Source organism: Sphingobium sp. SG1, from assembly GCF_057063145.1.
In genome coordinates this window covers 1-19033 of record NZ_JBVVOJ010000032.1, presented here as the reverse complement: position 1 = coordinate 19033, position 19033 = coordinate 1, and the positions used below count along the sequence as shown (strand labels likewise).

Below are 19033 nucleotides of genomic sequence, written 5' to 3'. Positions count from 1 at the left end.
GATCGTCAACAACAACCAGCCCGTTCCCGACGTGTTCTCCAAGATGACCAAAATCGCAGCTTCGGGCCGACTGGGCCAATTTGCGAGGATCGCGGCCTCCTCTTCCAGGTCGAGGTCTTTGGGGAGAGTCCCCTCTTTTGGGTATGGATTGCGGCTGTTCCACTCCGCCCACGCGCTACGGGTCTGGCGAAATCGTTCTATGGCCGCGAGCCACGCGGCGATCGTCGTATCGTCCAACGGCATCAAAATCACTTTCGCCGCGATCGAGCGCGGAAACGGGAGCCCCTGCCCATGCCGCACCACCAGCAGGAACTTCGTTCATCTGTCGCGTTACCAGCGCGGCGCCGGCCGCCATGCGGAGCGACGGGCGTGGCCCTTATAGCTGTCCCCTTCCGCACTTGCCCACCCTCTCTCCCTCGGCGAGGCTTGCACGGTGCGCCGGCGACGCAGGCAAGGGATTCGCGGTCGTCGCATCAGAGGTCAAGGCGCTGTCGATGACGACGAAGGAGGCGCCCGATCGCGCCAGCGCACTGTTGCGAGGCACGGGCGGCGCGCCCGAAACCCCGCCTTCTAGCGAGTGAGATCGGCCACTGGGAATTGAAGCCGGATGTCCAGCCCGCAAGCCAGCCAGGTCCGCTCGATTGCGCCATGCAGGGTTGCAACGCTCGCTTTCTCGAGCCGGCTTCCAAATCCGTCCGAGATCGCCGATCCCGCGCGCTCAGGCGCATCAGTCTCGCGCCACGTCATCGTCATGCCCCCGCCGGCAATGGTGATGGTTATCGCCAATTGGCCTTCGGCTGAGGCGAGCGCGCCATATTTCGCCGCGTTCGTTGCGAGCTCGTGCAGCAGCAGCGCGATCGTTGGCAAGGCGTGCGCGCCGATCACAGTGTCCTCGCCCTCGATCATGATCCGCGATGCCCCGCGCCCTTCATGCGCGGCGAGGATCGCCTTCAGTAGCGCGACCAACGTCGTCTTGGCGTCCTCGACCTTCTCGCGGGCGAGGTCAGGCAGCGTCAGGGCGTGAGCTTGCGCCAGCGCATTGATCCGCGCTGTCAGATCATCGGTCAGCTCGTCGATATCATTAGCTTCCCGCGCGCTGATCGACACCAACGCTGTCGTCAGGGCGAAAAGATTCTTGATCCGGTGATTCATCTCCCTGAGAAGGAGCTCCTGGTGCTCGGACGCACGGCGATTGGGGGTGATGTCACGGGCGATCTTGGAGGCGCCCAGCACGCGGCCCTCAGCATCCTTCACCGGCGAGACCGTCAGGGCGATGTCGATGAAGCTGCCATCTTTGCGCCGACGGACCGTCTCGAAATTGGCGACCCGCTCGCCAGCGCGAAGCTTGCCGAGTATCGTATCCTCCTCATGGAGCCGGTCTTCGGGGATGATGATCGTGATCGGTCGCCCGATCGCTTCCTCTGCCGTGTAACCGAAGAGTTTCTCCGCCCCGGCGTTCCAGCTCATGATGACACCGTCGAGCGACTTGGAGAGGATGGCGTCATCGCTATTGTCCACGATCGCGGCAAGCCACGCACTCGCCTCAAATGCCTCGCGCCGGCTGATCGCTTCACGGGCCTCGCTTCGGGCAAGACTCGCCTGCAATGCGCTGTTAGAACCCGCGGGCATATTCCTCACGACGACCTGCTTGAAACGGCCTTATGCGGCCGACGCAGCTCCTCATGGGGGTCACGCACAGCAGCTCATATTGAAAAATCCGAAAAGGGACAAGGACATGCCTACTCCGCATGGCCGCGGATGCACCATAAACTGCGTTAAGCCCTAGTCGCTGATCTGCCCGCTTTCGAGGTGAAGGATGACGGTCCAGGCTTCGTTGAAATATCGCCAGAATGCGGCTTCAAGCCCCTCACGGGCAGGGCGTTCCGCTGTCGATTGCAGATTCGCGAACAGCCCGTGAGCACGGTCAAGAATCAGGATCGCGTCGTTTGCGCAGGGGATCACGGGGGCCGGGTTCGCTAGGTTGGCCATCGGCAAAACCTACCGCAGCATGCTTAACTGTTGCGCCAAGCATGAGCGCGCGGGCCAGATTCGAATCGGCACCGGATCATCGAGCGGACGTCAGCCCCAGTTGGCGATGACATCGTTGCTTTCACCGGTTTTCGACCGCGCTTGCGGTCGAGCGGCCAGGTGCCGTGATAGGTGCTGGCATCGGGCCGACGGTCGAGCCGTAGATCGCGACCGCCATCGCCTGCAGACCCTCACCATCGTTGATACCGCCCAGGATCTCAGCGTTTTTCGGATCAGGCAGCACATCGCTCTGCGCGGCATGGGCGTCGAGCGGGACATGGTCGGCGCTGACATCCGGCCATTCGGGCGGAAAGCGTGGTGACACGCCTCGAAGAGGAGACCCGGATCGGCAAGGGCGGGACCCTGGCGGGACAGCTCGCGCGGCTCGACCTGGTGGTGCTTGATGAGCTTGGATATCTGCCGTTCGCGCGCTCTGGTGGCCAGTTGCTGTTCCACCTGATCAGCAAGCTCTACGAACGCACCAGCGTCGTCATCACGACCAACCTCGCCTTCGGCGAATGGCCTACCGTGTTCGGGGATCCCAAGATGACCACCGCCTTGCTCGACCGCGTTACGCATCATTGCGATATCGTCGAGACCGGCAATGACAGCTGGCGCTTCAAAAACCGCAGTTAGCCGCCACTCTCACCCCTTCTTCAAAACCGACTTGCGCTGTGCGCGCCTCCGGCCGGGCTACGCCCGACCTCCGCCGCACACAGCGCAGGGCGCTCCCCAAAACCTCCGCTCAATCCCGGAAAGGGGGTCCCTCTTCAACGCCGATATGGGGTCCCGTTTGCGCGCCGTTTGACAAGGGTACGCGTTTGGTGAGGGCCGCCTTTGAAAAATGGATCTGAAGTGTATTGGTTGGGTGTGGGCGCGAAATGTCCATCTGCGGATTGATGGACATCAAAATGAGTGGACAGGAAGGTCCTGGGGAAGAGGGACGAGACGCGTGGCGGAAGCGGCGTCGGTTAAACCGTAGCGATGCTGAGCGCGATGAGATTGTTCGGGCAAGTTTTGCGCCAGGCGCGTCGATAGCCGGTGTTGCCCGGGAATATGGTGTGAACGCGAACCTGCTATGGAATTGGCGGCGCAAGTTCAAACGATCCGGTAGAACCTTGGCGCTGCCTTTGGCGGCAGACGTTAATTTTGTGCCGGTGAGCCTAGCGAAGGATACGAACCTATCCCCGTCTGGCGACCGACACGGTTTGATGGAGCTCAGCTTGCCTGGCGGGACCAGGATCTTCGTGGATGCCCATGTTGATGAACGAGCACTGGTTCGGGTTCTGTGCGCGCTGAGGGCGGCGGCATGATCACACCGCCAACTGGAGCGCAGGTTTATCTGGCAACGACGCCTGTGGATATGCGGCGCGGGATTTATGGGTTAGCCAGCCTTGTCGAAAAGGGCTTTGGCGCCAACCCGTTCTCCGGCGCGCTCTTTGTGTTCCGTGGGAAGCGCGGCGATGCGATCAAGATATTGGTATGGGACGGCTCTGGCATGTGCCTTTTTGCCAAGAAGCTGGAAGCCGGTCGCTTTGTCTGGCCGCCGATAGTGGAGGGACGCCTTGCCTTGAGCGCGGCGCAGCTGGCCCTTCTTCTGGAAGGCATTGACTGGCGGCGCACGGTCGCTGCCGAGCCCGTAAAAGTGCCGCAAACAGTCTAGAAAATGGCGGATTATCGTCGATTATCATAGCAGCGACATCGACCTTCTGGTATAAGTCGCCATGTCTCTGGCGACCGCGACATTGCCTACTGACCCCGAAGAACTGCGGGCTTTTGCAGCACTGCTGCAGAGCGAACTTTACGCCAAAACCCTGCATATCGAAAAGCTCAAGGCGCAACTGGCCACCCTGCGGCGAACCCGTTTTGGCCAGTCATCCGAGAAGCTCGACCGCCAGATCGAACAGCTTGAGCTCATTATTGGGGATCTGGAAGAGGGCGAAGCGGAAAATGAGGCACGCGCTGCTGCTGCGGCATCAGTGCCGCCGCCTGACCGGCCCGCCAGGGAAGGCAATCGCAAGCCACTGCCAGGACATCTCCCACGCGAGGTCGTCGACCATGAAGGCGACAGCGCATGCCCAGCTTGTGGCTCCGAGCGGCTGCGCAAGATCGATGATGATCGCCGGGAGGTGCTGGAATATGTGCCTTCGCACTTCAAGGTTGTTGTGCATGTCCGGCCCAAGCTGAGTTGTCGTGACTGCGAGAATATTACCCAGCCGTCGATGCCAACGCTTCCAATCGAGCGTGGTAGGCCGGGACCTGGCCTGGCGGCACATGTGATCATCTCGAAATATTGCGACCATACCCCGCTCAACCGCCAATCCGACATCTATGCCCGTGAAGGTGTCGATCTGGATCGATCAACCATGGCCGGATGGGTTGGCAAAATAGCCTGGTTGGTGACGCCGTTGGCGCAGGCCATTGGCAACTATGCCCGTGCAGGCCCCAGCGTCCATGCTGACGACACCCCGATACCGGTTCAGGACCCTGGCAAAGGAAAGACGAAGACGGGACAGCTCTGGGTCGTCGTACGTGATGAAAAGCCTTGGGGATCATCCAATCCCCACGCCGCCTATTATCATTACTCGCCCAACAGGAGAGGCGAACATGCACATGCCTTGCTGGCGCCCTGTCGCGGCTATCTTCATGCCGATGGCTACACCGGCTTTGGCAAACTCTATCAGCCAGACGCCCAGGGCAATGCGACACTGCTTGAGGTTGCCTGCTGGGCCCACGCGCGTCGCGGCATCTTCGACGACCATGCCAAAACCAAATCCGCCCTCGCTACAGCCGCTCTCGAAAAGATCGGCGATCTGTTCGCTATCGAGCGCGAGATCAACGGGAAAAACCCTCAGATCCGTCTCGCCGCGCGCCAGGAGCGCAGCGTTCCGCTCCTAGCCGATCTCAAGGCGTTCATGAAAACCAGTCTCAACCGGATTAGTCAAAAAGGCGATCTGGCAAAGGCGTTCCGCTATTGCCTCAAACGCTGGGAAGCCCTGACGCGCTATACTCTCGATGGCCGTCTTGAAATATCCAATAACGCTGCCGAGCGCGCCATCCGTCCGCTGACCCTTGGGCGCCGAAACTGGACCTTCCTGGGTTCCGACGCCGGCGGAACACGTGCCGCTATATTCTACACCATTATCCAGACTGCAAAGCTCAACGGCATCAACCCACAGGCCTATCTTACCGACATCATACAGCGCATCGCAGATCATCCTGCCAAGGATATCGATCAGCTCTTGCCCTGGAACTGGGTACCGCTCCAAATCCGAGGGTCATGACCACACGCGTACCGAGCAGGACCGGCCCGACGTCCTGAAGCAGCGGCACGACTGGTTCGACGGCCAGCTCGACCTCGATCCCGAGCGGCTCGTGTTCATCGATGAAACCTGGACCGCGACCAACATGACCCGCAGCCATGGCCGCTGCCGGAAAGGCGAACGCTTGCGGATGGGCTTTCCGCATGGTCACCGTAAAACCACCACGCTGGTAGCCGGATTGCGTATAACCGGCATGGTCGCGCCGATGGTGCTCGACGGCCCGATCAACGGGGACTGGTTCAAAGCCTATGTGGCCCAAGTCCTCTTACCCGATTTGCAGCCCGGTGATGTCGTGATCATGGACAACCTGTCGAGCCACAAGCGCGCTTCCGTGCGCGAACTGATCGAAGCGGCGGGCGCAACACTACGGTTTTTGCCACCATACAGCCCGGACTTTAATCCGATTGAGAAAGCCTTTTCCAAACTCAAAGCCATGCTGCGAAAGGCCGAAGAGCGAACCGTCAACGGCCTGTGGGACCTGATCGGCAAACTCGTCGATATTTTCCAGCCCATGGAATGTGTCAACTACTTCAGCTCGTGCGGATATGATCCAGAATGATCGAAAAACGCTTATATGAGGAGGATCAAGCTCAATTGTTTAGTTCACTTTTTGGGTTCCTTCTTCTGTCTGGATGCAAGTAAGAGCTCGATTGCGTGACGCGGCTCGTTACCGAGCCCTATCCAACTTATATGCGGTCAGCTGCGCAGTCAGCTGTACCAAGATCCCGCGTGCGGCGGACTAGAGCTCAAGGTGGCGAAACCTTTCTCTTAGAGCGGCAGTTTAGGCCATACGTTTTTCCGGTTCGCCTGCCTTGCATCCACCAGGACCGATCTTGTCCTGGAAGATCACTAAATCACATGAAGATTAAGTTTCCTGTACTATGGCGCCTTCAATTACCACACCGGCATTGACGTACTTCCATAGCGCAACGAGCAATTTGCGGGCCAGCGCGACGATAGCTGTCTTCTTCTGACGCCCACCACTATCAGCAACGCGTTTACTGAACCAGATTGTCAGCGCGGAGTGCGGTTGATGCCGGACCCATAGCCACGCCAGTTGAATGAGGCTCGTGCGCAGCCTCGGGTTTCCTGCCTTTGACACTCCTTGGTCGTGATCGATTTTGCCACTTTGCCAATGAGAGGGCGCAAGCCCCGCGTAAGCCGCAACCTGTCGACGGTTATCGAACTGTCGGGACAGTCCCTCGAGCCACAGCACAGACGCTATCTCCGGTCCAATCCCTTTCAGTTTGAGTAGGAGATTGGGGACCGAAGGAAAGGATGGAACCGGCTCTATCGTGCGCGCCCGCTTGTTGCTTGCGGAAGTAAAGACGGGCTCGATCAGTAGGGAATCTCGCGTCTGCTCGCACGCCGTAATCTGGTCCATGACGAGCTCAAGACGGTCAAGTTCCCGACTTATCTGAGCTTTCAGATGCGCAGGAAGCGGTCGCCCGTCGCCGGTCTGGAGCTCATCGAGCCGCTGGCGCCTGTCTCGACGAACAGGCTCATAACCTTTGATACCTTGACCAAAAAGCAGTCCCTTCACCCGGTTAACGTGCCGGATCCGCTCATTCGTCAGGGATTTGCGCTCGCGTGAAATGCGACGACGATCTTCCTCGTCAGGGGTCGGTACTCTCACCATTGCACACACCCGAGGTTCGCCGCGCTTGTAAGCCAGTAGCGCCCGCATCAACATCTCACCGTCAACCCTGTCGGTTTTGACGCGGCGTTTGCGTCGCGACACCGCGATCGAGGCCGGGTCGACGACGTGGCTTTCGACTCCCTCGGCTTCAAGAGCACGGTGAATCCAGAAGCCATCAAGTCCCGCTTCCTGGATGACGATCAATGGGAAATGTTGCCCAGTGCGGGCTTGGGCTTTCCGCCGAAGGTCAGCAAAGCGGGAGAGCAATCCAGCAACATCACCGCCAACAATGGTGAACCTCGATAGCTTCTCGCCGTTTCCAGGCAACAACGATGTGATAAGCCACTTTGATTGACTTAATTCAAGTGAGACGAAAATCGCGCTAAGATCGACGCGAACGGCGGACGACACTTCTGCACGGTGAGCTGCGATAGGCATGCCGACGATCTCCCAGGTGGTTTTTGGCGAGAACAATCTGGCAGAGTGCTGCTCGCCGTTCACCTCCCATAGGATCTCTAAAGTATCGAAATAAAGAGGACCGATGCTCAGGGCATTACTAGGGCGGCTATTTCAATGAAGGCATAAGTAACTGATAACACCTTTCTCTCACTCTATTCTGACACAACGTCGTTCTCGATTACACCTAGGCCATCGACCTCGACCCGTACAACATCTCCGACCCTCAGCAACTTGCCGGTCGCAGCGCCCACGCCAGAAGGCGTGCCGGTGAATAGCAGATCGCCCGGCTCTAGCGTCATAACGGTCGAAAGGTAGACGATTTGTTCGTAGATGTCATAAATCATGTCGCCGGTCGAGGTGCGCTGACGCTCTTCGCCATTCACACTCAGATGCAGAGTCAGAGCGTGGGGATCTTCGACTTCGTCATCCGTCAGAATCCAGGGACCGATCGGACCATGTGTGTCGAACGATTTTCCGAGCGTAAAGGTGGGTGTCCTGTGCTGCCAATCGCGCGCGGAGACGTCATTCCCAACCATGTAGCCGGCAATCACGGAGCGAGCATCCTCACGAGTGACATTGCGGCAGCGCCTGCCGATCACGACGACCAACTCTGCCTCATAGTCCAACTGCGTAGACACGGATGGAAAAATGATGGGATCGGTCGGTCCAGTTAGGCAGGAAACCTGCTTGTTGAACCAGAGCTGATATTCCGGCACGGGAATGCCCGCGTCGATGGCTTCTTGGGCATGCGCCTGATAGTTCATGCCGATCGCGAGGATCTTCTGCGGATCGGCAATAGGCGCCTTGAGCGCGATGTCCGCCAAGGCATGCCACGGCATAGCTTCGAGATTGGCATCCCCCAGCCTTCCCAGTTGGCTCAGGGCAGCGCGCATCGAGGTCGTGCCGCAATAATCTGTGATATCGCGGATACCGTTTCCGCTCGCAACACCGAGACGGACGCCATCGTCGGTCGCAAATCGCACAAGCTTCATATTTGGATTCTCCGCAAAATATACGCCTGACATCGAAAAATAAAGGGGAACGTGCGCCTATCGATCGGAAGGGAAAGCTCGATATGAACGCTTGCGCTCGCTGGAATGCTCTCGCACCTGCGCGCCATCAAGTAGGACCTTTGTGTTGGAGGATCGCGAGACCGGCGTTAGCGCATCGTTCATCCTGTTCGTGACTAGCGCCGGATACGCCGATTCCTCCCACCAATACCCCATCTACACGAATTGGAAGCCCGCCGGGAACTTCAGTCACCCTGGGACGACGCAACAATCCCTCGCGCACGGCACGTGGCTCGCCCTCTAGCGTCGCCGAGAGCGTGCGGGTCGGGATCCCAAAGCTTGCAGCAGCCCACGCCTTATCGATTGCAAGATCGCTGGAGACAAGAAAGCTTCCCGGCATCCGCAAAAAGCCCGCCAGGTTGCCAGCGACATCGACAATGGCGACATTAACTCGCATGCCCGTCTCCTCAGCATATAAAATCGCCGCATCCAGCATGCCGCGGACGGCGAGCACGCCGGGTACCGCCTGCATTTCAAGCCAACCGTTCATAATATGGAACTCCCAGGAATGCGCGGACGAGCAGAAATGAACGGCATTGGGACCACGATCATGTCGGAGCGCGGCACGACACGACAGGCGAGAACAATGCCCTGTGCCTCATCCTCCGGCGATATCCGCTGCCGACTCATAGGCTGCGCAACCAGATAATGGCCTTTCACCACGCGGATACGGCACACACCGCACCCCCCGCTCCGACATCCGATCGCGATTCCATTTTGCTGGGCTGCAATCATTGCGACCAAAATATTAGTTTGGCCATCAGCCCGAAAAGAAAAGTCTAATGACGGAATGGATATGGTGTGAACTGAAGAGATGTCCCCATTATCCAAACTTGGATTTTCCTCAAATGGTGCAGTCGTCATCATCTTACTCATATCTACCCTTCGACATTTTCGACAGCCCGGCTCTCCATCGAACGCGGAAGCAACAATAAGAATCGCGGAGGACGAACAGGCTGGTGGTCGCGACGAGTAGAATGGCTCACGAATGAGAGCCGTCTCGGCCAGATCGCCGGCATCGAAGCCCCCGGCCAGCATTTTGCTGCCCTGTAAAAGAGTGATGGAAGCTAGCCATCGAGCTTCTTGTAGAGTTCAAGATTGTAGCGGATGTGGCTCGAGAGAAGATCGCATGCTGCATCTTCGTTGCGCGCCATTGTAGCAGAAAATATCGCTTCATGTTCTGCATGTACATCCCGGCTTTCGGGCCGGTTGGGCAGCAGAACCCGACGATAGCGCTCCGCTTGGTTGTACAGCACCTTCAAGAAATGCTGCGTCCAGGGCGAGCCGCATCGCGAAATCAGCACTTCATGGAACCCCTTGTTCGCTGACTCCCATTCCTCGAACATCTCGTTTCGATTCGCGCGGAAACGTTGCTCGACAAGGTTCAGCCTATGGAAAGCAGCTGTTAGGGTGCATTCCCACTCGTCATCTCCGACGTGGATGGACAAGCGCAAAGCTTGGCACTCCAATACAATCCGCGTTTCCGTGATATCGTGAAAATCGGAAGGAGACATCGCGGCGACGCGAAAGCCCCGCTGTCCCTGGATGACAACCAGTGCATCTGACGCCAGGAGAGAGAGTGCTTCCCGCAACGTGCCGGCCCCAACATTATACACGTCCTTGAGATGTTCGGCACGTAGCTTCGATCCTGGGGCGAGGCGTCCCTGGATGATATCCTTGCGCAGCGCCAAATACGTGGTCGAGACCAGCGTCTTGGGCGGTTGCCCGCCTTGCGCATCGCTAGGCGACATAATCACTGGATGACTAGCCATGTTATGCGCGCACTCCTGCAATGCCTGACTCAGACCGACCATATTCGGCATAACCAGAATATCGGGATAAAACGAGTGTTGACAAGTCTTTCAAGAATCTGCGATGTTTGTACATAATCTCGAGAATCAATCTCGACGACTGTAGAGGTGACGATGGCGGACCGTAGGCCGCTTCTGCGAGGATGATGCGAGCATCGAACGGATCGGCGGATCGTGTCTCACGCCCGCAGGCGAGCTGGACAACTGCATTGGAGAGACTGATCCCTATGAATGTCCAAAGCCAGATAACTGGTCACGGCCCCGTTATCACGGGCTTCTGCCACGACAGGTTCACGCCAGTGATGGAGGCGTTCGAACGTAATTTCCGCGAGCATGGAGAGGTGGGCGCGGCCGTCGCCATCTACCTGGACGGGGAACCGGTGATCGATCTGTGGAGCGGTATCGCCGACCCCGTTTCTGGCAAGCCGTGGGACAGGGAAACGGCGCTCACCATATTTTCGGCCGGCAAGGGGCTGGCAGCGGCATGCCTGCATGTGCTGATCGATCGCGGCCTGCTCGATCTTGACGCGCCGATTGCCCGCTACTGGCCCGAATTCGCCGCCAACGGCAAGGGCGAGGCGACGGTCGCACTCGCCATGAGCCACCAACTCGGCCTTCCCCTGTGGCAGAGTGAGGTGCCGCCCGGCGGACTGCTGGGCTGGGAGCTCGCCACGCGGATGCTGGCGCAGGAGCCGCTGATCTGGGAACCCGGTACGGTGCACGGCTATCACGGCATCGCCATCGGTTTCCTCTGGGGTGAACTGGTCCATCGGATCACCGGAATGAGCATCGGCGAATTCGCGCAGCAGGAGATTGCGGGTCCGTTAGGCGCCGAGATCTGGTTCGGTTTGCCGGAGGAAGAGGAATCACGGGTCGCCACACTGATCCCCGCCGAGCCCGATAGCAGCGCACCGATGATCGCCAAGATCATTGCCGAACCCGACTGGATCGGCGGCAAGATGGCGACCAATGTCGGCGATCTATTCGCACCGGAGATGCTGAATGCACGAGCCTTCCGGGCGGCGGAACTGCCGGCTGCCGGAGGCGTCGCTACTGCGCGCGGGCTTGCCCGCCTCTATGCCCCCCTGTCGGTCGGCGGATCGCTGGACGGCGTACGCCTCGTCGGCCCCGAAGCCCTGCCGCTCATGCGCAACACAAGGTCGGCGTCGGCCTGCGACAGTATGCTGCGGATCGCAACGGCGTTCAGCTATGGATTCGGCAAGAGCTGGGGCCGGCGGCAGGATGGCGCGGGCAGTTACGCGATCCTGGGCGAGCAGGCCTTTGGTGCGGTTGGTATGGGCGGCAGCATTGGCTTTGCCGACGAGCAAGCGCGCATGTCTTTCGGCTATGTCATGAACAGGCTCGGGCCGGGTGTCGCGCTGAACGAGCGGGGCCAGTCGCTCGTCGATGCCGCCTACCGGGCGGTTGGCTTCACGTCGGATGCTTCGGGCGTCTGGGTTCGGTGATGCGGCCACGCATTCTTACTTTAAATTTCTGAGCGAGACACAGGCATGGATACTCTTCTTTCGATCTTGGACGATCAGCCAGCCGCAAATCCTGCGCATGAAGTGGCGGCGGGAGCGCCCAGGCAGTTTCAGCATTTCATCGACGGACGCTTCGTCGGCAGCGAGACCAGCTTCCCTAATATTAATCCGGCCAATGGACAGATAACCGGCAAAGTTTATGCCGGCGGGCAGAAGGAAATCGATGCGGCGGTTGCTGCTGCCAAGTCGGCGCTGAATGGCCCATGGGGCAAGATGGGAGTCGCCGAGCGCTCCCGCCTGCTGCACGCTGTCGCGGCGGAGATCACGCGTCGGTTCCAGGATTTCGTCGAGGCCGAAATGGCCGACACCGGCCAGCCCCGATCGGTCATGGAGCATGCCTTCATTCCGCGCGGGGCCGAGAATTTCAGCATGTTCGCCGATCTAGTGAAGAATGTACCCACCGAATCCTTCATGATGCCAACCCCGGACGGCGCCGGCGCCCTCAATTATGCGCTGCGTGTGCCCAAGGGCGTGATCGGCGTCATCTGCCCCTGGAACGCCCCGCTCCTGCTGATGACGTGGAAGGTTGCGCCGGCGCTTGCCTGCGGCAATACCGTCATCGTCAAGCCTTCGGAAGAAACGCCGGGAACAGCAACCCTGCTTGCGGAAGTCTGCGCCGCTGTCGGCATTCCCGATGGCGTCTATAATGTGGTGCATGGCCGTGGCGCCGGATCGGCCGGCGAATATCTCACCACACATCCGCAGGTGGACGCCATCACCTTCACTGGCGAAACTACCACGGGCGCCGCGATCATGCGCGCCGCCGCCGGCGGTATCCGTGACGTGTCGTTCGAACTGGGTGGTAAGAATGCCGGCCTGGTATTTGCCGACTGCGATTTCGACGCGGCGGTGGACGGCATCGCGCGGGCAACCTTCATCAATTGCGGTCAGGTCTGCCTAGGCACCGAGCGGGTCTATGTCGAGCGGCCGATCTTCGATCGCTTCGTCGCAGCGCTTAAGGTAAAGGCCGAGGCACTGGCGGTCGGTGTGCCCGGCGAGCGCACAACGACGCTGGGGCCGCTCATCAACCAGGAGCATCGCCAAAAGGTTATGCGATATTATGAACGCGCCGTCGCCGATGGCGCCACGATCGTCACTGGCGGCGGCATCCCACAATTGCCGGACGAGCTGGCCGGGGGGTCCTGGATACAGCCCACTATCTGGACGGACCTTCCCGCAGATTCTGCGGTCATGCGTGAGGAGATTTTCGGCCCTTGCTGCCACATCGCGCCGTTCGACAGCGAGGAAGAGGCAGTCACGCATGCCAACGATACCGAATATGGCCTGGGCACAACGATCTGGACCCGGGACCTGTCCCGCGCGCATCGCGTGGCGAGCCGGATCGAGGTCGGCATCGCCTGGGTGAACAGCTGGTTCCTGCGTGACCTGCGCACGGCGTTCGGCGGATCGAAACAGTCGGGCATCGGCCGCGAGGGCGGAGTCCACTCGCTCGAATTCTATACCGAACTGCGTAATATCTGTGTGAAGCTCTGATGGCCCTCGATACTCAGACTATAGAGCGCTGCGGCGACGAGCTATTTGATGCGTTAAGTGGCCGGATTGCGGTAGCGCCGTTGCGTGACCGCGTGGCGGGCATCACAATCGCGGACGGATACCGCATCCAGGAGCGCATGGTCTCGCGCATGGTCGCAGCCGGGGACAGTATCGTCGGCAAGAAGATCGGCGTCACATCGAAGGCCGTGCAGGACATGATGCAGGTGTTCGAACCCGATTTCGGCCAGCTGACCGCCAGCATGGCGCATCGCAGCGGCGCTGTGCTGGCGATGGATACGTTGATCCAGCCGCGCATCGAGGGCGAGATTGCCTTCATCCTCAAACATGATCTGGCGGGGCCGGGGCTGACTGCCGTCGATGTGCTGGCAGCCACTGCGCATGTGGTGCCCTGTTTCGAGGTCGTCGACAGCCGGATCACCAACTGGGACATTCGCATCCAGGACACGATTTCGGACAATGCATCCTGCGGCGCCTATGTGCTGGGCGATACGCCGGTCGATCCGCGCGACATTGACCTGACGCTGGTAGGCATGCTGATCGAAAGGAATGGCGAGTTGACGGCGACCGGTGTGGGCGCGGCCGTCCAAGGTTCGCCGGTCAACGCCGTCGTCTGGCTGGTCAATCGACTGGGCGAGTTGGGCGTCACCTTTCGCGCCAGTGAGGTCATTCTCTCCGGTTCGCTCGCCGCGTTGGTGCCGGTCGTGGCGGGAGACAGAGTCGTCGCCCATTTCGGCGGCCTTGGCAGTTGCGAGGTATCCTTCCAATGACCATCAGCTTGAGCCAGGAGGCGCTGAGCGCGATCGCGCAACGAGTCGACGAAGCCCAGATGAACGGCCAGTCGCTGACGCTTCCGACCGCCGAGCATGAGGGTTTCGACATCGCCTGCGGCTATCTGGTGCAGGATTTGCTGCGCGAACGGTGGCGTGCGCGCGGGCGAAGGCTCGTCGGTTACAAGGCGGGACTGACGTCACGCGCGAAGATGGCGCAGATGAAGGTGGACACACCGACCTTCGGCTTCATCACCGCCGACATGGCGGTGCCGGACGGGGGCGCCTGTCCTACGAAGTTGCTGTCTCGCCCGCGCGTCGAACCAGAAATCGCTTTCCTGCTAAAGCATGACATCCCAGCGCGCTTGCGGACCGAAGCGGACGTGCTTGCCGCGACCGAATTCATCGTTCCTGCCATCGAAATCATCGATTCTCGCTATGCCGACTATAAGTTCGATCTGCCGAGCGTCGTCGCCGACAACAGCTCTTCGGCCCGCTACGTCATCGGCGGCAGGCCCCGGCGCCCGAACGAGATCGATCTCCGCACCATAGGCATCGTCGTCCTGCAAAATGGCGAGATCGTGGGCGAAGCGGCTTCCGGCGCGGTGCTGGGCAGTCCGGCGCGCACGATCGTGATGCTCTCGCGATGGCTTGCCGAGCGCGGCGAAACACTGGCCAGCGGCTCGCTCATACTGACAGGCGGCGCGTGCGAGGCCCGACTGGTTTCGAACGGGGATACGATCTGCGCCCGGTTCCAGGACATGGGCGATGTGACCGTCCGCTTTGTTGAGGAGGACTAGGCCATGCCGATTGTCGAGGTTCATATCATGGAAGGACGCACCGTCGCACAAAAGCGCGCCATGGTGGCCGCTGTCACCGAAGCGGTCTCCACAACGATGATAGCGCCGGCGAGCGCCGTGCGCGTCATTATCCACGAACTCACGCCAGAGCATTACGGGATCGGCGGCACGACGGTCGGCGAAAAGGCGCCCGGACATTTGGGCGAATTGAAAATAGAAGGGAGTAAAGGGTCATGAGCCGCATTCGCTGCGCAATCATCGGGTCGGGCAATATCGGCACCGACCTCATCTACAAACTGCAGCGCAGCGCCGTACTGGAGCCGGTCTGGCTGGTCGGGATCGATCCGACGTCGGACGGCCTGGCACGCGCCCGCGACCTGGGCCTCAAGACCACGGCCGAGGGTGTGGACGGGCTGTTGCCGCATGTGGAGGCCGACGACATCAAGATCGCCTTCGATGCGACATCGGCCTATGTCCATGCGGAAAATTCGGCAAAGCTGACAGCTCTGGGCGTGCTGATGATCGATCTCACGCCTGCCGCCATCGGACCCTATTGCTGCCCCCCGGTCAATCTTGCGGCGATTGCGGCGTCAGGCGCGACCAATGTGAACATGATCTCCTGCGCCGGTCAGGCCACTATCCCGATGGTGCATGCGGTGTCGCGGGTGCAGCCGGTAGATTATGCGGAAATCGTTGCGACTGCGGCGTCCAAATCGATCGGGCCGGGTACGCGCGCAAACCTCGACGAGTTCACCTACACGACATCGGGTGCGGTGTCCGCCGTGGGCGGCGCCACGCGCGGCAAGGCGCTGGTAATCGTCAACCCGGCTGAACCGCCGTTGATGATGCGTGATACGATCTATTGCCTGACGCAAAGCGCCCCCGACGAAACGGCCATTTACGACTCCGTTCACGCCATGGTGGCCGAGGTGAAGCACTATGTGCCCGGCTACCGGCTGGTGAACGGCCCGGTGTTTGACGGGAACAAGGTATCGATCTTCGTCGAGATCGAAGGGCTGGGCGATTATCTGCCCAAATATGCCGGCAACCTGGACATCATGACCGCGTCGGCCGTGCGCACGGCCGAATTTTTCGCAGAACCCATGATCGCAGCCGCCGAACTGACCCGGGCAAAGGAGTTGGCACGATGAAATCGCATCTGGAAGGACGCAAGGTCCTGTTGCACGACATGTCGCTTCGAGACGGCATGCACGCCAAGCGGGAACAGATTTCCGTCGATCAGATGGTCGCCGTCGCCCGCGCGCTCGATGGCGCGGGCGTTCCGCTGCTGCAAGTCACGCATGGCGCCGGGGTCGGCGGAAATTCGCTGCAGCACGGTTTCTCGCTGCATACAAACGAGGAATATCTGAGCGCCGTCGTGCCGGAACTGAGCCGTGCCAAGGTGTCGGTGCTGCTGATCCCCGGCATGGGCACGATGCAGGACCTCCAGTCGGCTTATGATTGCGGCGCGCGCAGCGTCCATGTCGCCACGCACTGCACCGAGGCCGACACCACGCCGCAGCACATCGCATTCGCGCGCAAGCTGGGCATGGACACGACCGGCTTCCTGATGATGGCGCATCTCAATTCGGTGGAAGGCATCGTCGCTCAGGCGAAACTCATGGAATCCTATGGCGCGCAGACGGTGTATATTACCGACTCCGCCGGCACGATGCTGCCCGAGGATGTGCGCGCGCAGGTGGACGCGCTGCGCCAGTCGCTCAAGCCCGAGACCGAAGTCGGCTTTCACGGTCACCATAATCTGGGCATGGGCGTCGCCAATTCGATTGTCGCGATCGAGGCGGGCGCGAGCCGGATCGACGCCTCCCTCGCCGGCATGGGCGCCGGTGCGGGCAACACGCCGCTGGAAGTGCTCGCCGCCGTGTGCGAGCGCATGGGCATCGATACCGGGTGCGACCTGTTCAAGCTGATGGATGCCGCCGAGGACGTCGTGGTGCCGATGCTGGACCGACCCATTCGGGTCGACAGGGATTCGCTGACGATCGGCTTCGTCGGGGTCTATTCGACTTTCCTGCTGCACGCCAAGCGCGCGGCGAAGCGCTACGGCGTGCCGGCGCGGGACATATTGGTAGAGCTTGGCCGGCTCAAGATGATCGGCGGCCAGGAAGACATGATCGAAGATACCGCGCTCACCATGGCGCGCGAGCGCGCCAAAGAAGCTGCCTGAACAAGACTGAGAGAGGATTTGGGACGATGTCCATGAGAGGTGTTTTGAGACTGGGCGAGGTCCAGATACGCGTGATGGACATGGCAGCTGCGCGCGAACATTATGGCGCAAGAATGGGCCTCCACGAGGTCATGGAAGACGAAAAGGGCCTCGTCTATTATAAACCATGGGACGATCATGAGCACCACAGCTTCATTCTTCGCGAGGCCGATTCGCCGGGCGTCGATTATGTAGCGTTCCGCGTCTACGATGATGCGACGCTGTCGCAGCTTCTGCCCAGGATCGAGGCCTTCGGTCTGCCGGTCATGCATATTGCCGCAGATGTGTACCCGAAGAGTGGGCGGCGCCTCCAGTTCACGGCACCCAGCGGCCACACGATCCAGCTCTATGCCGAGAAGGAACTGACCGGTAACACGCTCGGATATCGAAACCCGGGCGCCATTCCTTACGAAGGGGTGGTGCGCGGCTATCGCGTCAACCGGCTGGACCATGTCCTGCTTGGCGGACCCAATATCGACGAATGCGCCCGCCTGTTCTGCGAGGTGTTCGACTTCGACCTTAGCGAAAAGATCGTCGACGCCGAGAGCGAAATGTCACTGGCCGTATTCCTCACCTGCTCGACGAAGCCGCACGATATCGCATTCCAGCTCCAGGCCGACCCCAACAAATTCCATCATGTATCATTTCTTTTGGAATCGGTGGGCGATCTATACAAGGCGGCGGATCTTATCGGGAAATACCGCATTCCGGTCGAAGTGCCACCCAACCGCCATGGCGTCACGCGCGGTGCCACGATCTACTTCTTTGATCCTTCCGGAAACCGCAACGAGGTCTTCGCCGAAGGCTATGTCCACTATCCCGATACGCCGACTCTCGTATGGGACACCAGCGATCTTGGCCACCTAGGCTTCACCCATGACAATCATATGCGGCAAAGCTTCTTCGATGTGCTTACGTGACCGAACCCCGCGGTGGCGGCGTCGCCGATTGGACGCTTCTAAACCTGTGGCGTTGATCGCGTAGGATGTTTCAGTGCCGCTCGCGAGAACGAGAGACAGGTGTCGGCCCAGACTTGCGACGCCGTACTTCTTCGGATCGAGCAGCCCTTAGAACGGTCTGCTGTCATGGGCGGCGGCACTGATCACGCTCCACCACCTGATCGAAGGCATCGAGTCAGGCGGTTAAACCCCGCCACCATTGGGTTAGGAGTGTGATGAGCGCAAGAGTTGTAAGAAGGGGCCTGGAGGTTGGCTACTAACTCGTGCCCACGGCTTCCACAGGCGGGGCGAGACCGTCGCATGATGTAGTCAGGAGCGGGATGGCTCAAGGCGTTCGCGACCTTAGGTTTGTCCTGAGGATCCGGACCTCAACGAGTAGCGGTCAAAAGTTTCGTGCGCGAGGGCCATCTCGCCCATCGCCTCCTTGGAAACGATCGCTATGTCGGCTTATGCGTGAAACGGGTTCGTAACTGCTCATGCTGTTGCGAGCGCTGGTGCCTTGCTTCAGCGGAACCCGGTTTTGTGTCCGTTCAACACGCACTACATCACACCATCTTGCGAAATGCGGCCACCTCGACGATTTGTGGCTGAGCTCCAATCATCCCACCTGATTCAAAACTATCCGGCGTGATTTCATGATCGAGCGATGCATCTGTTGAATAATTGGCAACACCTGCGGCGCGCCATCGCGATCCTGGATGTCGGCGGTGTGGATCACGGCGTGCACAAGATGTCGTATCCCTCCGGCGTGTCCCGCCTTGCCGCAGCGGTGAGGGACCGGTCTTAAGCGTGCTCTTAGGAGCGCACTCAGGAGGGCTCTGTTGCAAAAATCGTGAAGCTTGAGCATGCTTGGCGGAGATTGGACGGACGGAACGATGACGGATTTCAAGT

Annotated in this window: 21 protein-coding genes and 2 pseudogenes; 13 read left to right on the top strand and 10 right to left on the bottom strand. The window is 60.0% G+C overall.

All coding sequences use genetic code 11. The features are described from left to right. The 4 genes from AC0KVN_RS26340 to AC0KVN_RS26325 form a co-directional block, all read right to left on the bottom strand. Window positions 1-237 (bottom strand): hypothetical protein (locus tag AC0KVN_RS26340; RefSeq protein ID WP_483656632.1); only part of this gene is annotated, 237 nt, incomplete at its 3' end. 333 nt (window positions 238-570) lie between these two features. Continuing rightward, window positions 571-1629, bottom strand: coding sequence for a PAS domain S-box protein (locus tag AC0KVN_RS26335; protein WP_483656631.1), 1059 nt, complete (start codon window positions 1627-1629; stop codon window positions 571-573). A 153-nt stretch (window positions 1630-1782) separates the two neighbouring features. Next, entirely contained in the window at window positions 1783-1989 is a 207-nt protein-coding gene (locus AC0KVN_RS26330) for a hypothetical protein (protein WP_483656630.1), read from the bottom strand. Window positions 1990-2110: 121 nt separating this feature from the next. Continuing rightward, the gene (locus AC0KVN_RS26325) at window positions 2111-2353 is read right to left on the bottom strand and encodes a hypothetical protein (RefSeq protein WP_483656629.1); all 243 of its coding nucleotides are present in this window, start codon (window positions 2351-2353) and stop codon (window positions 2111-2113) included. Between AC0KVN_RS26325 and AC0KVN_RS26320 the strand changes: the two are divergent. The 5 genes and pseudogenes from AC0KVN_RS26320 to AC0KVN_RS26300 all read left to right on the top strand — a co-directional run. Next, a pseudogene (locus tag AC0KVN_RS26320) lies at window positions 2344-2664 on the top strand (ATP-binding protein); the annotation flags it as partial. The gene AC0KVN_RS26325 and the pseudogene AC0KVN_RS26320 overlap by 10 nt on opposite strands. A 245-nt stretch (window positions 2665-2909) precedes the next feature. Next, the gene (gene tnpA, locus AC0KVN_RS26315; RefSeq protein ID WP_483656628.1) at window positions 2910-3341 is read left to right on the top strand and encodes an IS66-like element accessory protein TnpA; all 432 of its coding nucleotides are present in this window, start codon (window positions 2910-2912) and stop codon (window positions 3339-3341) included. Further along, window positions 3338-3691, top strand: a complete 354-nt coding sequence (gene tnpB, locus AC0KVN_RS26310) for an IS66 family insertion sequence element accessory protein TnpB (RefSeq protein ID WP_483656627.1) — start codon at window positions 3338-3340, stop codon at window positions 3689-3691. The genes tnpA and tnpB overlap by 4 nt, the downstream gene beginning before the upstream one ends. 61 nt (window positions 3692-3752) lie before the next feature. Further along, the gene (gene tnpC / locus AC0KVN_RS26305) at window positions 3753-5312 is read left to right on the top strand and encodes an IS66 family transposase (RefSeq protein WP_483656626.1); all 1560 of its coding nucleotides are present in this window, start codon (window positions 3753-3755) and stop codon (window positions 5310-5312) included. Window positions 5313-5325: 13 nt separating this feature from the next. After that, a pseudogene (locus AC0KVN_RS26300) lies at window positions 5326-5910 on the top strand (IS630 family transposase); the annotation flags it as partial. 306 nt (window positions 5911-6216) lie between these two features. Here AC0KVN_RS26300 and AC0KVN_RS26295 read toward each other — a convergent pair. From AC0KVN_RS26295 to AC0KVN_RS26275, 5 genes are all read right to left on the bottom strand, one after another. Beyond that, a complete protein-coding gene (locus AC0KVN_RS26295; RefSeq protein WP_483656633.1) occupies window positions 6217-7428 on the bottom strand; it encodes an IS110 family RNA-guided transposase in 1212 nt (403 codons plus the stop codon). A 173-nt stretch (window positions 7429-7601) separates the two neighbouring features. Then, window positions 7602-8441 (bottom strand): fumarylacetoacetate hydrolase family protein, encoded by an 840-nt coding sequence (locus tag AC0KVN_RS26290; protein ID WP_044663299.1) that lies wholly within the window; start codon window positions 8439-8441, stop codon window positions 7602-7604. A 127-nt stretch (window positions 8442-8568) separates the two neighbouring features. Beyond that, window positions 8569-9009 (bottom strand): GlcG/HbpS family heme-binding protein, encoded by a 441-nt coding sequence (locus AC0KVN_RS26285; RefSeq protein ID WP_152664097.1) that lies wholly within the window; start codon window positions 9007-9009, stop codon window positions 8569-8571. Next, entirely contained in the window at window positions 9006-9395 is a 390-nt protein-coding gene (locus AC0KVN_RS26280) for a 2Fe-2S iron-sulfur cluster binding domain-containing protein (protein WP_232307252.1), read from the bottom strand. Before AC0KVN_RS26280 ends, AC0KVN_RS26285 begins: the two co-directional genes overlap by 4 nt. Before the next feature lie 191 nt (window positions 9396-9586). Then, window positions 9587-10291 (bottom strand): GntR family transcriptional regulator, encoded by a 705-nt coding sequence (locus AC0KVN_RS26275; RefSeq protein WP_052628278.1) that lies wholly within the window; start codon window positions 10289-10291, stop codon window positions 9587-9589. Window positions 10292-10632: 341 nt separating this feature from the next. Here AC0KVN_RS26275 and AC0KVN_RS26270 point away from each other — a divergent pair, with 341 nt between their 5' ends. Genes AC0KVN_RS26270 through AC0KVN_RS26235 form a run of 8 tightly spaced genes read left to right on the top strand, consistent with a single transcriptional unit; the run spans window position 10633 to window position 18103 of the window. Further along, window positions 10633-11796 (top strand): serine hydrolase domain-containing protein, encoded by a 1164-nt coding sequence (locus AC0KVN_RS26270; protein ID WP_044663302.1) that lies wholly within the window; start codon window positions 10633-10635, stop codon window positions 11794-11796. A 45-nt stretch (window positions 11797-11841) separates the two neighbouring features. Then, entirely contained in the window at window positions 11842-13368 is a 1527-nt protein-coding gene (locus AC0KVN_RS26265) for a 2-hydroxymuconic semialdehyde dehydrogenase (protein WP_083434550.1), read from the top strand. Beyond that, window positions 13368-14156: a fumarylacetoacetate hydrolase family protein gene (locus AC0KVN_RS26260; RefSeq protein WP_044663303.1), complete on the top strand. Its 789-nt coding sequence runs from the start codon at window positions 13368-13370 to the stop codon at window positions 14154-14156. Before AC0KVN_RS26265 ends, AC0KVN_RS26260 begins: the two co-directional genes overlap by 1 nt. Then, window positions 14153-14956: a 2-keto-4-pentenoate hydratase gene (locus AC0KVN_RS26255; protein ID WP_044663304.1), complete on the top strand. Its 804-nt coding sequence runs from the start codon at window positions 14153-14155 to the stop codon at window positions 14954-14956. The genes AC0KVN_RS26260 and AC0KVN_RS26255 overlap by 4 nt, the downstream gene beginning before the upstream one ends. A 3-nt stretch (window positions 14957-14959) precedes the next feature. After that, window positions 14960-15193, top strand: a complete 234-nt coding sequence (locus tag AC0KVN_RS26250) for a 2-hydroxymuconate tautomerase (RefSeq protein ID WP_044663305.1) — start codon at window positions 14960-14962, stop codon at window positions 15191-15193. Next, the gene (locus tag AC0KVN_RS26245) at window positions 15190-16107 is read left to right on the top strand and encodes an acetaldehyde dehydrogenase (acetylating) (protein ID WP_044663306.1); all 918 of its coding nucleotides are present in this window, start codon (window positions 15190-15192) and stop codon (window positions 16105-16107) included. Before AC0KVN_RS26250 ends, AC0KVN_RS26245 begins: the two co-directional genes overlap by 4 nt. Further along, window positions 16104-17144 (top strand): 4-hydroxy-2-oxovalerate aldolase, encoded by a 1041-nt coding sequence (dmpG, locus tag AC0KVN_RS26240; protein ID WP_483656625.1) that lies wholly within the window; start codon window positions 16104-16106, stop codon window positions 17142-17144. The genes AC0KVN_RS26245 and dmpG overlap by 4 nt, the downstream gene beginning before the upstream one ends. Window positions 17145-17170: 26 nt before the next feature. After that, a complete protein-coding gene (locus AC0KVN_RS26235; protein WP_046195460.1) occupies window positions 17171-18103 on the top strand; it encodes a catechol 2,3-dioxygenase in 933 nt (310 codons plus the stop codon). 637 nt (window positions 18104-18740) lie between these two features. On the opposite strand, the gene AC0KVN_RS26230 is transcribed toward AC0KVN_RS26235, so the two are convergent. Beyond that, a partial coding sequence (locus AC0KVN_RS26230) for a hypothetical protein (RefSeq protein WP_483656634.1) occupies window positions 18741-19033 on the bottom strand: 293 nt, incomplete at its 5' end.

Coding starts and splice junctions, on each gene's coding strand:
- AC0KVN_RS26245 (WP_044663306.1), top strand. CDS start 15,190: ATGAGCCGCATTCGCTGCGCAATCATCGGGTCGGGCAATATCGGCACC.
- AC0KVN_RS26255 (WP_044663304.1), top strand. CDS start 14,153: ATGACCATCAGCTTGAGCCAGGAGGCGCTGAGCGCGATCGCGCAACGA.
- AC0KVN_RS26290 (WP_044663299.1), bottom strand. CDS start 8,441: ATGAAGCTTGTGCGATTTGCGACCGACGATGGCGTCCGTCTCGGTGTT.
- tnpA (WP_483656628.1), top strand. CDS start 2,910: ATGTCCATCTGCGGATTGATGGACATCAAAATGAGTGGACAGGAAGGT.
- AC0KVN_RS26265 (WP_083434550.1), top strand. CDS start 11,842: ATGGATACTCTTCTTTCGATCTTGGACGATCAGCCAGCCGCAAATCCT.
- AC0KVN_RS26260 (WP_044663303.1), top strand. CDS start 13,368: ATGGCCCTCGATACTCAGACTATAGAGCGCTGCGGCGACGAGCTATTT.
- AC0KVN_RS26250 (WP_044663305.1), top strand. CDS start 14,960: ATGCCGATTGTCGAGGTTCATATCATGGAAGGACGCACCGTCGCACAA.
- AC0KVN_RS26280 (WP_232307252.1), bottom strand. CDS start 9,395: ATGAGTAAGATGATGACGACTGCACCATTTGAGGAAAATCCAAGTTTG.
- tnpB (WP_483656627.1), top strand. CDS start 3,338: ATGATCACACCGCCAACTGGAGCGCAGGTTTATCTGGCAACGACGCCT.
- AC0KVN_RS26270 (WP_044663302.1), top strand. CDS start 10,633: ATGGAGGCGTTCGAACGTAATTTCCGCGAGCATGGAGAGGTGGGCGCG.
- tnpC (WP_483656626.1), top strand. CDS start 3,753: ATGTCTCTGGCGACCGCGACATTGCCTACTGACCCCGAAGAACTGCGG.
- AC0KVN_RS26285 (WP_152664097.1), bottom strand. CDS start 9,009: ATGAACGGTTGGCTTGAAATGCAGGCGGTACCCGGCGTGCTCGCCGTC.
- AC0KVN_RS26275 (WP_052628278.1), bottom strand. CDS start 10,291: ATGGCTAGTCATCCAGTGATTATGTCGCCTAGCGATGCGCAAGGCGGG.
- dmpG (WP_483656625.1), top strand. CDS start 16,104: ATGAAATCGCATCTGGAAGGACGCAAGGTCCTGTTGCACGACATGTCG.
- AC0KVN_RS26235 (WP_046195460.1), top strand. CDS start 17,171: ATGTCCATGAGAGGTGTTTTGAGACTGGGCGAGGTCCAGATACGCGTG.
- AC0KVN_RS26335 (WP_483656631.1), bottom strand. CDS start 1,629: ATGCCCGCGGGTTCTAACAGCGCATTGCAGGCGAGTCTTGCCCGAAGC.
- AC0KVN_RS26295 (WP_483656633.1), bottom strand. CDS start 7,428: ATGCCTATCGCAGCTCACCGTGCAGAAGTGTCGTCCGCCGTTCGCGTC.
- AC0KVN_RS26330 (WP_483656630.1), bottom strand. CDS start 1,989: ATGGCCAACCTAGCGAACCCGGCCCCCGTGATCCCCTGCGCAAACGAC.